Source organism: Paenibacillus barengoltzii G22 (genome assembly GCF_000403375.2).
GTDB lineage: Bacteria > Bacillota > Bacilli > Paenibacillales > Paenibacillaceae > Fontibacillus > Fontibacillus barengoltzii.
The window spans coordinates 516470-531689 of record NZ_KE159654.1 but is presented as its reverse complement, the minus strand read 5'-3'; the positions used below and the strand labels follow the sequence as shown (position 1 = coordinate 531689).

The window sequence follows — 15220 nt, the reverse complement described above, 5'->3', positions numbered from 1 at the left end:
TTGTTGTGGTCATCGCTCGTTTTCCTTCCCAATACTAGATTTCAAGGCATTGATGACAGCAGCATCGTCACGAATGCCGACATCACGTAAATAGATCGAGCCGCTGGCGGATTGATCAAATACGAATCGGATTTGGCGGATCCGCTCCGGCTGGAACGACGAATTGACGTGGCTGAAGTCGGATAGCTGGAAAGCGAAGTTTTGAAAAACCGGCTCTTTGGTCGGCATCAGCGACGTCAACGGCCATTTGACGATACCGCCTTCGAACATCGGCAGCAGACCGCCCGCTGCACTTAGCGGCAGGGAGGCCGTGTTGCCGCTGATATCCTCGACTTCGATGGTCAGATCGACCAGCTCTTCCTGTGTACCCGACCGATCCGCCATGGAGAAGACGAGGGTGCCATTCGGCGGGATAGCAACCCCATTATCGGGTAAGGCGATCGTATAAGAAGGAGTGCCATCGACCTTGACGCGGTCCCATCCGAGACGAACGGCGCTGAACGGGCCGGGGGCGAACTTCATCTCGACCTTCTCTTCCTTCCATTCCGTGAGCCGCTCTCCTATCAGTTGCCCGCCGGGCATTGTGGTGGTGGAAAGATCAATATCCTCGTCGAAGGTGCTGATCAGCGTCGTTCGAGCATCCGAATAATCGTTGATATACATCGTATCCGGCAGCCATTCTCGTGCATAACTCAGATTTTGAAAAATGGCGCGGTACTCTGTTCTCCCATACAAGGTTGCATCAAGGAAGGACGAGATGAGCACCTTCGCCGCTTGCAGCTGCTCCTCCTGCGGGATCAGCTGGGCCCGGTTGTACAGCAGGTTGCCAAGCCCCGGCGCATCGCTCCGGCCCCATACCGTATTGAACTGCCCGTGATTGGCCCCGTAGATATAGACGGACGCTTTAAAGTCATCACTGCCCGAGGTAAACCGGATCCGGTTGTACTGGCTTGCTCCGGCAAAGGAACTGACGTCCATGTCGTGAGCGCCTTGCAGGGCGAGGTAGTTCACATCAGTCAACTCGGTCGGCCGACCAGCCGGTTCGTATTGCCCGTCCGTACCCGCCAGCGAGATGACGGAACGGATGCCAAAGCCGTAATTGAACTTGATGTTGCCGTCCTCCGGCGACGACTTCAGCCGGTTGTACGCGGCCGCCACGGTGACTGCCTCGCCGCCACGGGAGTGGCCGATGAGCGCGATCCGGTTCATGTCCACTTTCCCGTAGAACGGGTTGCCCGCCGTGCTGTTCCATTCCTTCCATACGCTCAGGTGCTCCAGCATGAGCCAGCCGCGTGCGGGGTTTTCCTTCTCCAGCACGTTCAACATGAACAAGTCGTTGAAGGGCGACGTGTTAAGGAAATTTTCATCGATGGACACGACGATATAGCCGCGGCTTGCCAGCAGTTCCCCTAAATAGGCATAGCCCGGGTCTGAATAATCGGTGGCGAGATGGTTGCCATGCACGATCATCACCAGCGGAAAGGGCCCGTCTCCGTCTGGATACCAGACCAGTCCGTTTAACGGCATCGCATCTGGCCCAAAACCAAACGTCTTCGTCCGGAGCGAGGACCAGTTCGCTACAAAAGCAGACCCGTCCACCGGCTCTGTGATCAGCGAATCCTCTGCGTTAAAAACCTTACGGTAGCTGTCTGCGCTCCCGTAGGTTAGGGTTTGAACCGGATACGTTCCTGGCTCCGCAGGATTCGCTAGGGTTCCCGAGGAATGCCCCGCTGCCTTCATGGCCGACAGCCGGTAAGGCTTCACCAGTTCGGCGCGCCCGCCATCGACCAACCAAACTCCCGTACAGAGGGTAAAAGCTACGGTCACTGCCGTCGCCACTCCGGCCATCACCTTGGTGCGTGTTGTCGCTTCGCGATAGGAACCCCGGATCCAGCGGGAGATCAACGCCCCCGATAAGGAACAGCCGGTCAGCACGGACAAGGTGACGATCAGCATGACCGTCATCGGACCGATGAAGCTGATGAACATTAGGAGGAAGGAGGCAAGTGCCAGACCTATGTACCTCGAAGGCACACGCTTGGCAAGATGCAGTACCCCAGCAAGGATCATGGCAATGAAAGTAATGGCAATCAGGAACACGCCGGTTCCGATCACATAATCCCACAGGCCCCGCGACCCAATCAGGTGATAGCTTTGGATGAGAAAAATGACGCCCGCGATACCATAGAGCGCGATGGATGCTCCTTTCCAACCGGGAGACAACGGGGGCCTACGCTTGAACCCCTCGACAAGCCGATTCCGCCACGTTCGGATGGAACCTCTTCTGGACAACTCTGTTTCTGCCATAATATGACCTCTTTCTCAGATAAAAGTTACAACATCCAATATAGAAACTTTGCCTTTCTACCGCCTGTCGCTTTCCTTACAATAACCTTACATAGCAGGAAAACGGCTGTACGGTGCGAACATTACGAAGGAGTGAGGTGGTGGAATCATGCGCAAAACGATACTGTTAGTCGACGACGAGCAGGATATCTTGGATATGCTGAAGCTTTTTTTGGAGCCGGACTATCACGTTCTTGAAGCCAACGACGGACAATCCGCGATGGAGATGTTCGCTCGCGAGTCCATTGACCTGGCGGTGATTGATATCATGATGCCTTATGTGGACGGCTTCAAGCTCCTTCAATGGATACGCAGCCATTCCAAGATTCCGGTGATTGTGCTGTCGGCCAAAAACCAGGAGGCGGACAAAATCGCCGGGCTTGGCCTCGGTGCAGACGATTTTATTACAAAGCCGTTTAGTCCCTTGGAGGTAGTGGCCCGAATTCAAGCGCATTTGCGAAGAACATACGAATTCAACGACGCCGGCGCGGCTAAGGGAGCTGGTGCGGGCAAGGGCATCGCGGAGACCCGACTTGGAGAGTTGATCCTGGATCATGAAGCGTGTCTGTTGTACAAGCGTGGAGAACCGATCGAGCTGAGCGCAATCGAATACAAGCTGCTGAAGTTGTTTATGAGCAAACCGGGGCGTATTTTTACGAAAAAGCAAATCTTCGAGCAGGTGTGGTCCGAGCCCTATATCGCAGATGACAATACGATTATGGTGCAAATCAGCCGACTACGGGACAAAATCGAGGATTCGCCGCGGGAACCTTTTTATATTCGGACGGTCCGCGGACTCGGTTACCGGTTCGCCAAAAAGGATGAGTTAGATGCGACGTAGACCCCAAAAGCTGTTTGGGATGTTGCTGCGGAATTACGTGATTTTTTCTCTCACGCTGGGGATAAGCTTCGTCTTGCTGCTGCTTTTTTTCGTAGAAAGAACCAACATGCGCATGCCGAAGGATATGTCATTGCTGCAAGCCCATGCGATTGTTCGGCCAAATCCGGCCGATATCCAGACCGATGTGGTTGAAGAAGTGGGCGGTTGGGTGGAAGTTCTCGATGAGCAGCTGCGGATCCAGGAGGTTAGGGGAGAGAAGCAGGACGGTGACAGGACAGCCTATACGGAGCGGGAAGTGAACGCTCTTTTTTACGATACGGACGACAATCCGTACTATACGTCAATAGCTCCATTTCATACGGAGGACGGAGAGCGTCGTTACGTCTTGGTCCGGCTGCCAAAACAACAGATCCGAGCGGAATTCATGCTCAACGAGATGACGGAGGACTATCAGAGAATCTTCTGGATCGCACTAGCCGAGACGGGAGCGTTGTTCGTCTTGCTATTTGGAATAAATGTATATGTATACAGCCGCTTGGCCGCAGTCAGATTAACTAACCCGCTTAGCGCGATTGCCGCAGGTATCCGGAGTGTATCGGATGGGCGTTACCATGAGCGGCTTCACATCGAAGCGAATTACGAGCTGGCGCAAATTCAGGAGAGCTTCAACAAGATGGCGGAGAAGCTGGAGCAAGCCGAAGCCAACAATCGACAGCTGGCGGAGAGCAAGCAGCAGATGCTTGTCCATATTTCGCACGATCTGAGAACGCCGATCACGACGATTCAAGGTTACGTAGAAGCGCTGCAGCATGGGGTCATCAAGGAGGAGTCCGGACGTCAACGGACACTTGGTCTCATCCACGGCAAGACGAAGCTGGTCGCGGAACTGATTGACGATGTGTTTGAGTTGGCGAAGCTGGAGGTTCCAGATTATCCTGTTGTCAAAAAGGGATGTGATCTTGCAGAGTTCACGCGCGAGATGGCCGCCGACTATTACGATATGTTCGAGGAGAAAGGGATGACGTTCGAGTTCGACATTCCTTCAGACGAGGTGTCTGTGCCGATCCATACGAAGCTGCTGTATCGAGCCGTCTCCAATCTGCTGGCGAACGCGCTGAAATACAATCCACCGGGGACGCATGTACGGCTGTCGCTTATTGATGGGCCGGACGTAGTGCGGATTGAGGTCGCAGACAACGGCGTTGGCATCCCCGCTGAACTGCGTGCCCGTGTCTTCGAGGCGTTCGTCCGCGGAGACGCCGCGCGCAAGAGCGACGGCGGCTCAGGGCTTGGCCTAACGATCGCCAAGCATATCGCAGAGAAGCATGAAGGCAGCCTTGTGCTTGATAGCGACACAGGCTGGACGCGCTTTGTGCTGACCTTGCCAAAGACGGGAGAGATGAGCTCGGTCAAAGCCTAGTCTATATAAGACTGGGCTTTTTTTCTTATCTCTGGTTCGTAGACTTCAAAATTCTCTAATTTTAAAATGCAAAAAAATTTGAATTTCTGTATTGATATTAATTTAACATGATGTTAGAATTACACTCGATGATAATGATAATTATTATCAATTGGTGATCACTTGCGATGTAAGGGAGTGGATTCATGAAGGATGGAACAAGGTACATACGGATTTAGTTCATCATTCGGTTTATATAAATTTGAATTAAAGGAGAGGTCATACAAATGAAAAGATTCACAATGAGTATCATGATGATAATCTTGGTGTTGGCGTTAGCTGCATGTTCTTCTAACACCAACACAGCTGGGGAAAGTAGTGCGAACGCTAGCAACAGCAACGCTTCGGCTGCAACTGACACTGAATCGACGGATGCCGCAAAACCAACGACCGTGGAGTTTACGGACAGCCATGGTACGGTAACGGTTCCGGTGAACCCGCAGAATGTCGTTGCTTTGGATAACAGAACGTTTGAAACTCTCGCGGATTGGGGGGTTAAGCTTGCGGCTGTACCAAAAGGCGTAATGCCAAAGGATTCCCCTTATGTTGCCGATGAATCGGTGCAAGACATCGGGAACCACAGAGAGCCGAACCTGGAAATCATCGCTGCGGTGAATCCGGATCTGGTTATTGTAGGTCAACGGTTCTCCAGCTTCTACGAAGATATTAAGAAGCTTGTTCCGAACGCCGCCGTGATTGATGTGAACGTGGACGTATCCGGTGAGAACGGTACGCCAGGTGACAATCTGGTTAACGGCTTCAAAGAGATTACCACGAAGTTTGGTGAAATCTTCGATAAGAATGAAGAAGCGGCTCAACTGGTCGCCGAATTCGATCAGGCGCTGGCTGACGCGAAAGCCGCTTACAATGGAACAGACAAAGTCATGAGCGTTATTGTCTCGGGGGGGAACATCGGTTTCGCTGCTCCATCGACTGGCCGCGTATGGGGGCCGCTGTATGATATCTTTGGTTGGGTTCCAGCTCTGGAAGTTGCGAACGCAACGACGGACCACCAAGGAGATGAAGTTTCTGTAGAAGCGATTGCCCAAAGCAATCCGGATTGGATGTTCGTCCTGGATCGCGACGCCGCAACATCCAGCGGTGAAGAGAGTGTTCCTGCCCAAGACGTCATTAACAACGCTCCCGCACTTCAAAATACGACCGCCGTATCTAAAGGACAAATTGTATACGCTCCTACGGACACCTATACCAATGAATCGATCCAAACGTTCATTGAAATTTTCAAAGACATTGCTACAGCTCTGAAGAAGTAAAATCAAAGGAGTACATGATTGTGCCCGAGAATGTTATCGCTGAGGTTGAGACGATCTCTCAACCTCAGCTTTCCAAGCCTAAAAAGATATGGACGTTTCCATTCCTACTTGCCATCCTCGGCGTGATTACTTTAGGTATCATCTCTCTGTTTACAGGGGTGTATGATATCTTCGGTCGAGAAGACGGCTGGGATATGTTCTTCATCACGCGGATTCCAAGAACGGTAGCTTTAATGCTGACCGGGGCGGCGATGGCCATGACCGGGCTGATCATGCAGCTGATGACCCAGAACAAAATGGTCGAGCCAACCACCATCGGAACCACCGAGTGGGCGGGTTTAGGTCTGCTTACAGTCTACTTGCTCATCCCTAGCCCATCCTTAGTTGTACGGATGACGGGGGCCATTATTTTCTCATTCGTTGGAACGATGGTGTTCTTCTTCTTCCTGAGAAGCGTTCGACTTCGCTCTTCTCTGATCGTTCCGATCATTGGATTAATGCTGGGGGCGGTCATCTCAGCATTGTCTACCTTTATGTCGCTCTTCTTTAACATGTCTCAGGTGATTGAAGGCTGGTTCATCGGATCCTTCGCTCCGGTTCAAGCCGGTCGTTATGAATATTTGTGGATTATCCTCCTTGTCACGTTCTTCATTTTTCTATATGCCAATCGTCTAACGTTAGCTGGATTGGGAGAAGACGTAGCCACTGCTTTAGGTGTGAATTACAAGCGACTGATTCTATTGGCGAATTTACTCATTGCGGTTGCTGTGGGGATTGTCGCCTCGGTCATTGGCAATCTTCCTTTCCTAGGATTGATTGTCCCGAACATCATATCTATGATTCGCGGCGATGATCTTCGCAGCAATCTCCCTTGGGTATGTGTCATGGGGATGGGGACGATCATGCTGTGCGATATCGTATCGAGGGTGATCATCATGCCATTCGAAGTGCCGGTCTCCTTAATTCTAGGGACCGTAGGCGCGGTCGTTTTCATCCTCATTTTGCTCAGACAACGAAGAAGCAGGAGGCTGTGATGAAGACCTTAACTGTGGATTCTCAACTCAGTACAAACCGCGATTCTAATGTCAGCCCTCGTGCTAGATCTGCCAGCGCATTTCGAACCAAGAAGGAAGCGAAACGCTACTGGATTTTACTCGTGTCGTTCCTTGGTGTGGGTCTGCTTGCGGCATTGGGGTTGTTGCTTTATAACAATCCCGTCCCGGTGGATTCGCCGTCCTTCGTTCCGGTGGTCAAGAGACGGCTTGTAGCCATTGTCGCCATGTTCATTGCTGCATTGTGCCATAGCTTCTCCACCGTTGCGTTTCAGTCGGTAACGAATAACCGGATGATTACCCCGTCTCTACTCGGTTATGAATCCCTGTATTCAGCGATCCAGACCGGTACGTTATTCTTCTTCGGAGCGGGGGCGCTTGTGAGCTTCACGGGCCAAGGCGCGTTCTTCCTTCAGGTTTCGCTGATGGTTCTGTTGAGCTTAATCTTGTATGGATGGCTGCTGTCCGGGAAGTATGGCAATCTGCAGCTGATGCTTCTCATTGGCATCATTATTGGGGCAGGTCTCAATTCCGTTTCAGGCTTTATGAGACGGATGCTGGCCCCATCGGAGTTTGACCTGCTGCAGTCCAGGCTGATCGGCTCGGTCAATAATGCGGATTCGGAATATTTTCCGATCGTCATTCCGCTGGTGCTCCTTACGGCCTTAGGTTTGTTCTTCTTCTCTAGAAAATTAAATGTCCTGGCGCTAGGCAAAGATGTGGCCACGACCTTCGGCGTGAACTATCAGAAGGGGATCATCTTTACGCTGGTCTTAGTCGCTGTCTTGATGGCGATATCAACTTCATTGCTTGGTCCGCTGACCTTTTTTGGATTTTTAGTGGCGATGCTGAGTTACCAAGCGGCACCCACGTATGATCACAGATATGTTTTTCCTATGGCTTTTGCTATCGGGTTTTGCATTCTCACTTCTGCGTATTTCTTGTTATATCACGTGTTTCATGCGCAAACAGTCGTAGGGGTCATTATTGAGCTGTTTGGTGGACTTACATTTCTTATCGTAATCTTAAGGAAGAGGTCGCTATGATAAGTATTCAGAACGCTAGAAAATGGTACGGGGAAGAGGTTAAAATCGGGCCCTTAAACATCGATATTCCGAAAGCCGGGGTCACTTCCTTAATTGGTCCGAACGGGGCGGGGAAGTCGACGACGCTTCTGATGATCGGCAGGTTGCTGAACATGGATGAAGGGCAAATTACCGTCGCCAATATGAATGTGACAACCTCGAAATCCGATGATCTGGCAAAGATCCTCACGATCTTGCGCCAAGAGAATCATTTCGTTACTAGACTTACCGTCAGACAGCTCGTGGGGTTCGGTAGATTTCCCTATTCCAAGGGAAGATTAACCAAGGAAGATGAAGTCATCATTTCGAAGTATATTGATTTTCTTAAACTGACGGACCTCGAGCATCGGTTTTTGGATGAGCTTTCAGGCGGGCAGAGACAAAGAGCCTATGTAGCCATGGTGCTCTGCCAGGAAACCGAGTACGTGCTGTTAGATGAACCGCTCAACAACTTGGACATTGCCCGTTCGGTACAGATGATGGAGCATCTGAAGATCGCCGCGAATGAGTTTGGCCGAACCATTCTTACCGTCATGCATGACATCAACTTCGCCGCCAAGTATTCCGATCGCATCTGCGCGATGAAGAATGGACAAATTGCCGCATTCGGAACGGTTCAAGAGATTATGAAGCCTGAAATTTTGTCGGACATTTTCGAAACGAAAATTGAAATTATCGAAGGACCTTATGGTCCGATCGCAGTTTATTAGGTGAGCGGGAGATCAGTTAAGAGCATAAAGCTGTACGAGGCGAGTTTCAGGTTGTCCTGGGCTCGCCTTTTTGGTGTCTTTTGAACCAAGGAGAGCCCCTTGATTGAGCTAAATTGGCATTGGTTGAATCATTGCAGAAGGCGATTGATTATATGGAAGCTCACGTTCTTGATCCTGACCGATATCACGGTTGGTGATTATATTCGGCGGCGTCGGCTAACGCTGGCGGCACAAGAATTAATCAGCACAGACAGCATGGTGTTACTCCGAGTGAAGCCCGAAAAGGGATCGGAAAACTACAATCCAGGGACCTGTCCCAACCGCATTTGTAAATACCTACAGACAAATTTATTCGGAATGGCTGCCTTCAAATGGGTATGTGCCTGCTGAACTCCCGACTATTGAGGCTTATATCAGTCAAGATCTCTATAGTCCGAATTCCAAGAATGAAATCTGGCCTGCCGTAAAGTGAAATTGTACTATCAGAAGGCTTGATTCAGATTCAACGGAGAATCAAGTACATTGGACGAGGCTGATCTGCAGCCTTGAGCCCTATAAAAGTGATCACATGACACTGTCATCCCAATCTCCTGACAACTGTGAATTCCGCCGCCCCGGTGTTCAAAGGTAGAATGAAGCTACCAAGAGAAACGAAAGGACGGGAAAGGGATGGAGAATCGCGGCGGGAGAATTCGCTTGCTCGATATTCTGAGAGGGTTCGCCGTGTTGGGGACGCTGGGGACGAATATCTGGATATTTGCGCAATTGGGAGACGTCAATTATGTCTTTACTTTTTATGATGCGGCGTGGTGGGCGTCGTTCCCGGACTTCGTGCGCGTCTTTGTGTTGTTCTTGGTCAGCGGCAAGCTGCTGGGCTTGTTGACGATGATGTTTGGCGTTGGGTTGGAGATGAAGTATCGCCAAGCCTTGAAACGGGGGAACGCCTGGCCGGGCATGTACCTTTGGACGTCGTTAATCCTGATGACGGAAGGATTTCTGCATTTTACGCTGGTGATGGAGTATGACATTTTGATGAGCTACGGGTTCGCGGCGATCATCGCCGCATTTATCGTCAAAGGCGGGGATCAGGCGATCCGGCGAGGGATGTGGATTTTCGGCGGGGTCCATGGAGCAATCATGCTGCTGATTCTAGGCTTCGGGATATATCTTGGACTTTCCGGGGTGCATTTCTCGATGGGAGATATGAGTGAGACGAGGGCGTTATATGGCGGCGGCAGTTGGTTCCAGCAGGTTCAGGATCGGCTGGTGAATTTTTGGGCGCTCCGTTTGGAAGCGGTGTTTGTCATTCCTATGAACCTGTTTCTGTTCTTGCTGGGCATTCGGATGATGCGATCCGGGGTGTTTGCTCCGGATGAGCAGGGGCGACAGCACCGTGGTAAGCTGTTGAAGCTGGGCTTGGCGATAGGGATTCCGCTGAATTTGCTGATATTTATCCCCGGCGGGTATCTGGATTTCTCGGTACGGTACTTATTTGCGCCGATTCTCTCGCTGGGGTATCTCGCACTCATCGCGAAGCTGGTTGAACGTTACGAAGGGCTGTGGCTGTGGAATCGGCTGGAGCTGGTGGGGCGGATGTCGCTGAGCTGCTATGTCTTGCAAAATATCACCGCTTCCCTTATTTTTTATGGATGGGGTTTGGGCTTGGGAGGCAAGGTAGATGCATTTACTACCGTTCTTATCTGGATGGCCATCTCCAGTTTCCAAATCGTCTTTGCCTCGCTGTGGTCTAAGCGGTTCCGATTCGGGCCGATGGAATCAGCGAGAAGGTGGATGACGAACCTCGCGGGCAAGCAGGCCGCTTGAGGGTCAAGTATAAGGTGAGGATGCCCGTTGTTTCGGAAGCTGTACCCTGAGGATCAAATTGAGAAATTTTTACTGCTGGACGTTATTATTATTGTATTTCTAATGTACCGCGTGCTGGTGCTGGACGTTCCCTATCCGATCTTCGTCAAAATCGGGTTTCTCTTCCTGTTCCTTGCTGTCTATTATGTCTGTCTGTGGCATCGCCGCTGGTGGATGCTCCTAGGTAGCTACGTTGGCTTCCTGCTCATTCTCGCGCTGAGCATCTATGAAGGGATGGGGGCTTTGCTGTATGGCTTCGTGTTTGCGGATTTTTTGGGAAGGGCGGATCGCAAGCGGGTCATCGGCATTGGTATGGTCGGCATTGCCGCGATGTTCATTCTGGCCGGTTGGATCCATGAAGGGGAGCCGGCGGGAGTCTTTCGGACGGTTTATTTTCCGGTGATGATTATTCAACTGGCGGTCCCTCCCATCCTTCAGGTTCGAGAGGGAAATAAGGCGCTGAAGGAGAAGCTCAATCTCGCGAATGCTCAGCTGGAACGATATATTCAAGAGGAGGAGCGAAACCGGATCGCCCGGGATCTTCATGACACGTTAGGGCAAACCTTGACGATGATTAAGATGAAAAGCGAGCTGACCATCCGGTTAGTGGATCAACACCCTGATCAAGCCAAGGAGGAGCTGCGAGATATCGTGAACACCTCCAGACACGCTTTAAAGCAGGTGCGGGAGCTGGTGACCGGAATGAAGTATGTTCCGCTGGAGAAGGAGATCGAGCTGGCGGGGGATCTTTTGCAAAAGGTAGGGATTCGGTTGCTTGTTTCAAATGAGACGCCGTTAACCCCTCTATCCCCGGTGGCGGAAACGATGCTAGCGTTATCCGTCCGAGAGGCGGTCACGAACATCATCAAGCATAGCGGGGCTAGCGAATGCATGATCACCCGATACGAGCGGGATCAGCGACTTTATCTTGAAGTGAGCGATAACGGGAATGGTCAGCTGGAGCCGGGAAAAGGTAACGGCGTGCAGTCATTCCAGGAGCGCATGGCGATGCTGCAAGGTGAAGTTGAAATGAAGCAGCGCCCGGAGCAAGGGATATCCATTACGTTTATTGTACCGCTCATGGGAAATAGGGGGTGAAGACGGATGATCCGAATTGTCATTGCCGAGGATCAACAAATGCTGCGCGGGGCTTTTAAATCGCTGTTGTCTTTTGAAGAGGATATCGAGGTTGTCGCCGAAGCGGAGGACGGAGAAGCCGCATGGGAGGCGATTGTGCGCCTGGAGCCTGACGTGTGCTTGCTGGATATTGAAATTCCGGGGCTGACGGGGTTGGAGGTTGCCGAGCGGCTTAAACGGTCCGGAAATCCGGGGAAAGTGATAATCGTGACCACCTTTGCCCGTCCGGGGTATTTACAGAAAGCGATGGACCTCAAATTAGAGGGGTATCTGCTAAAGGATGAGCCCATCGAGTTTCTGATCGATGCCATCCGCAGAGTGATAGCCGGTGAGCGCGTGATTAGCAAGGACCTGGCGGAGGTGCTGTTTCTTAGAGAGGACAATCCGCTGACCGAACGGGAGACTGAGGTGCTGCGGTTATCGCATGCCGGACGGTCAACTCGGGAAATTGCGGAGACGTTGTTTTTGACGGAAGGAACGGTCCGAAACTACTTATCCCTGGCGATTCAAAAGCTCGGGGTGGAGACCCGGCAGCAGGCCACGGAGCGGGCGAGGGAGCAAGGCTGGATTTAGGCGAAGGCAGGAGACCTTCGTTATAGTCTCGGTCTAATACTATTGTAGACCTTATCGTTCAACGATAAGGTCTTCTTTTTTTATTCTTGTGAAATCCGGCTGCGAATCTCCTCAAGCTGCTGCTCGATCCGCTTTAATTGAAGCTGGGTCTCAAGCTGCACTTGTTCGGCCGCTCTTTGCGACTTGGTGTTGATCACAAGGACGATAATGGTCAGCCCCGCACTGAAAATGGTCAACCCTCGGGCCAGTTGGTCGACATTCAGGTGGTTAACCGCTAATAAGCTGTCGGCTACCCCAGCCCCAACGAGAAATCCCCCGATGATCATCACCGTATTTAATAACCACTTCTGCTGAGTGAAAGTCCGCTGATCCGTTGGCCTAAACCAATTCGATAAGTTACGTTTCATGTAGAATTCCTGGTCTCCATTTCATGTCATCTCTTTCTTCTATTCTAGCAGAGGAGAATTTCGGGTGGAATGAGAAAAAGAGTTTTCCCAATCACGTAAAAATCACTGTACTATATGTCATGATGAATATATTATATATAATTAAAATAGAACTATCATTATGGGAGGGATCAGTTTGAAGAACACAACCGCCTGTACGGATCGGGACTGGGCATCCTACGTCAATACGAATATCGGTACGTTGTCTTACAAAACATGGTCCACGTCTCCAACCGTGCAGCTTCCTCATGGGATGATGGAGGTCGATCCGGTTACCACGCCGGGCATCGGGGACAAGTATTTGGCGGACAAAATCTATGGATTTTCCTTCGGACCGGCAACGGTAACAGCCTCCAGCAGACCTTTGTCCGATCGGCGGAAGGAGCATGCCTCGACCTTCGATCATGATTTGGAGGAGACCCGGCCCTTTAAGTATCGCGTCTTCCTGGAGGATCATGAGATCGATGCCGAGATGACTACCGCTCAGCGCAGTGCTTATTTTCGCTTACATTCTGCTGGGACGGCCCATGTCATCGTCGACGGCGGTGAGACAACGCAGGTTCACAAGCACGATGGACGCGTCGTCGAAGGAGAGCGCACGAATCAAGGATATGTTTGCTATTTTAGCTTAGAGATGAAAGAGGCCGCGTCCTCGTTTGGCGTGATCGAAAACAGCTCCAAACTCTATTTCACCTACGATCCGCAGCAGAAGGAAGAAACGATAGAGTTCAAGGTAGGGATCTCTTACATCAGCTTGGAGCAAGCCCGGAAGAACCGACAGCAGGAGCTGCCGGATTGGGACTTCGAAGCTGCCGTTTTCCGTGCCCGGGACGCTTGGAACCGCGCGCTTTCCGCAATTGAGGTGGAAGGCGGGACGGAGGAAGAGCGGACGATTTTCTATACAGCGATGTACCGTACCCTGCAACGGATGCGGAACATTACGGAAGACGGTCAATATTACAGCGGGTTTGATGGCAAGGTCCACTCTACAGAAGGACGGGATTTCTACACGCACGACCAGCTGTGGGATACGTACCGCTGCGCCCGACCGCTGCAAAGCATTATCGAGCCCCGCGTCTTCGAAGATATGGTGTATTCGTTGGTCCGCATGTACGAACAAGGCGGGTTGCTGCCGAAATTCCCTCATCCGGGCGGAGATCATGCGGTGATGATCGGTCATCATGCCGCTTCGCTGATAGCTGATGCCTGTGCGAAAGGTCTGGATGATATCCAGCTGGAGAAGGCTTTTGAAGGAATGCTGAAGGATGCCACGGAAATGTCCCTGATCCCTTGGCGAACGGTGCCGGCAACGGAGTTGGATCAAGTGTACTACGAAAAGGGCTGGTTCCCTGCACTTCCGGTGAGGGAGGATGCGAAGGTCGCTGATCCGGACGCGTGGAGAAAAAATCTCTGGAATCTCGTCATGGAGAAGATGCCGAATCAAATCACCTGGGTGCCTGAGGTGGGCGTGGATGAATGGGTGACCGAGGTCGACTCTTGGCATCGCCGGCAATCGGTGTCCGTGACGCTGGAGCGAGCTTATGACGATTGGTGCGTCGCTCAAGTGGCCCGCAAGCTGGGGCGTGACAAGGAAGCCGAGTTGTTCCTTCAACGCGCAGGCAACTACCGCCATCTGTTCCGCCCAGACCTTGGCCTGATGGCGCCGAAGACAGCGGAAGGGGAATGGGTCGAACCGTTTGATCCGAAGCTCTCCGGCGGATTTGCCGGGGAGGGGTATTTTGCCGAAGTGAACAGTTGGATCTATACGTTCCATGTACAGCACGATGTAGAGGGGTTAATTCGGCTGATGGGCGGCAGAGAGGCCTTCGTGCAGAAGCTCGACGCGTTGTTTACGGAGCAATATACGATGGAGAAGCCGTGGTTCCTCGGACAGTTCCCGGATATGTCGGGGCTGATCGGGATGTATGCCCATGGCAATGAGCCCAGCTTTCATATCCCGTACCTGTACAATTATGCGGGAGCTCCTTGGAAAACCCAGCGGCGCGTCCGCGACATCCAATACCTGATGTATCACGACGGGCCGGCAGGCTTGTGCGGAGACGATGACATCGGTTCGCTGTCGTCCTGGTATGTTTTTAGCGCGATGGGCTTCTATCCGGTATGCCCGGGGCGGCCTGTCTATGATATCGGCAGCCCGATCTTCGAGAAGACGACACTGCATGTTGGCGAAGGCCGGACGTTTGTCATTGAAGCGCGTAATGTTTCCAAGGGGAACAAATACATCCAATCCGCTCTCTTGAACGGGCAGCCGTATTCGCGGCCTTGGATCAGTCATCAGGACCTGATGAATGGCGGGCGACTTGTGCTGGAAATGGGGCCGCGGCCGAACAAGGCTTGGGGAAGCGCCCCGGAGGATGCGCCGCCTTCGATGACGTCGCTTTAGGAGTCCTGTCCTGTGAAGGAGGAATGCGGC

The 15220-nt window shown here is 51.9% G+C and carries 13 protein-coding genes; 11 read left to right on the top strand and 2 right to left on the bottom strand.

Features of this window, described 5'->3' with window-relative positions; all coding sequences use genetic code 11:
• Nucleotides 1–9 precede the first annotated feature (9 nt).
• Entirely contained in the window at nt 10–2307 is a 2298-nt protein-coding gene (locus C812_RS17185; protein ID WP_016313932.1) for an alpha/beta hydrolase family protein, read from the bottom strand.
• Between the two features lie 148 nt (nt 2308–2455).
• Between C812_RS17185 and C812_RS17180 the strand changes: the two genes are divergently transcribed.
• From C812_RS17180 to C812_RS17140, 10 genes are all read left to right on the top strand, one after another.
• On the top strand, nt 2456–3187 hold the full coding sequence (locus tag C812_RS17180) for a response regulator transcription factor (protein WP_016313931.1): 732 nt from the start codon (nt 2456–2458) through the stop codon (nt 3185–3187).
• Complete coding sequence (locus C812_RS17175; protein ID WP_016313930.1) at nt 3177–4607, top strand: sensor histidine kinase; 1431 nt, start codon at nt 3177–3179, stop codon at nt 4605–4607. Before C812_RS17180 ends, C812_RS17175 begins: the two co-directional genes overlap by 11 nt.
• A 266-nt stretch (nt 4608–4873) precedes the next feature.
• Nucleotides 4874–5920, top strand: a complete 1047-nt coding sequence (locus tag C812_RS17170) for a siderophore ABC transporter substrate-binding protein (protein ID WP_016313929.1) — start codon at nt 4874–4876, stop codon at nt 5918–5920.
• Between the two features lie 14 nt (nt 5921–5934).
• Nucleotides 5935–6954, top strand: coding sequence for an ABC transporter permease (locus C812_RS17165; protein WP_410055528.1), 1020 nt, complete (start codon nt 5935–5937; stop codon nt 6952–6954).
• Complete coding sequence (locus tag C812_RS17160) at nt 6954–8018, top strand: iron chelate uptake ABC transporter family permease subunit (RefSeq protein ID WP_016313927.1); 1065 nt, start codon at nt 6954–6956, stop codon at nt 8016–8018. Before C812_RS17165 ends, C812_RS17160 begins: the two co-directional genes overlap by 1 nt.
• On the top strand, nt 8015–8767 hold the full coding sequence (locus C812_RS17155; protein ID WP_016313926.1) for an iron ABC transporter ATP-binding protein: 753 nt from the start codon (nt 8015–8017) through the stop codon (nt 8765–8767). The genes C812_RS17160 and C812_RS17155 overlap by 4 nt, the downstream gene beginning before the upstream one ends.
• 301 nt (nt 8768–9068) lie before the next feature.
• Nucleotides 9069–9239: a GyrI-like domain-containing protein gene (locus C812_RS22895; protein ID WP_309599147.1), complete on the top strand. Its 171-nt coding sequence runs from the start codon at nt 9069–9071 to the stop codon at nt 9237–9239.
• A 197-nt stretch (nt 9240–9436) separates the two neighbouring features.
• Entirely contained in the window at nt 9437–10591 is a 1155-nt protein-coding gene (locus C812_RS17150; RefSeq protein ID WP_016313924.1) for a DUF418 domain-containing protein, read from the top strand.
• A gap of 27 nt (nt 10592–10618) precedes the next feature.
• Entirely contained in the window at nt 10619–11728 is a 1110-nt protein-coding gene (locus tag C812_RS17145; RefSeq protein ID WP_016313923.1) for a sensor histidine kinase, read from the top strand.
• Between the two features lie 6 nt (nt 11729–11734).
• Nucleotides 11735–12340 (top strand): response regulator transcription factor, encoded by a 606-nt coding sequence (locus tag C812_RS17140; protein ID WP_016313922.1) that lies wholly within the window; start codon nt 11735–11737, stop codon nt 12338–12340.
• An 80-nt stretch (nt 12341–12420) separates the two neighbouring features.
• On the opposite strand, the gene C812_RS17135 is transcribed toward C812_RS17140, so the two are convergent.
• The gene (locus tag C812_RS17135) at nt 12421–12747 is read right to left on the bottom strand and encodes a hypothetical protein (RefSeq protein WP_016313921.1); all 327 of its coding nucleotides are present in this window, start codon (nt 12745–12747) and stop codon (nt 12421–12423) included.
• A 175-nt stretch (nt 12748–12922) separates the two neighbouring features.
• On the opposite strand from C812_RS17135, the gene C812_RS17130 reads away from it, so the two are divergent.
• Entirely contained in the window at nt 12923–15190 is a 2268-nt protein-coding gene (locus C812_RS17130) for a GH92 family glycosyl hydrolase (RefSeq protein ID WP_016313920.1), read from the top strand.
• Nucleotides 15191–15220: the final 30 nt, after the last annotated feature.

Bases quoted from the DNA above. Each gene is read 5' to 3' on its own strand.
- C812_RS17180 (WP_016313931.1), top strand. From the start codon at position 2,456: ATGCGCAAAACGATACTGTTAGTCGACGACGAGCAGGATATCTTGGAT.
- C812_RS17140 (WP_016313922.1), top strand. From the start codon at position 11,735: ATGATCCGAATTGTCATTGCCGAGGATCAACAAATGCTGCGCGGGGCT.
- C812_RS17155 (WP_016313926.1), top strand. From the start codon at position 8,015: ATGATAAGTATTCAGAACGCTAGAAAATGGTACGGGGAAGAGGTTAAA.
- C812_RS17175 (WP_016313930.1), top strand. From the start codon at position 3,177: ATGCGACGTAGACCCCAAAAGCTGTTTGGGATGTTGCTGCGGAATTAC.
- C812_RS17165 (WP_410055528.1), top strand. From the start codon at position 5,935: ATGATTGTGCCCGAGAATGTTATCGCTGAGGTTGAGACGATCTCTCAA.
- C812_RS17135 (WP_016313921.1), bottom strand. From the start codon at position 12,747: ATGAAACGTAACTTATCGAATTGGTTTAGGCCAACGGATCAGCGGACT.
- C812_RS17160 (WP_016313927.1), top strand. From the start codon at position 6,954: ATGAAGACCTTAACTGTGGATTCTCAACTCAGTACAAACCGCGATTCT.
- C812_RS17170 (WP_016313929.1), top strand. From the start codon at position 4,874: ATGAAAAGATTCACAATGAGTATCATGATGATAATCTTGGTGTTGGCG.
- C812_RS17185 (WP_016313932.1), bottom strand. From the start codon at position 2,307: ATGGCAGAAACAGAGTTGTCCAGAAGAGGTTCCATCCGAACGTGGCGG.
- C812_RS17150 (WP_016313924.1), top strand. From the start codon at position 9,437: ATGGAGAATCGCGGCGGGAGAATTCGCTTGCTCGATATTCTGAGAGGG.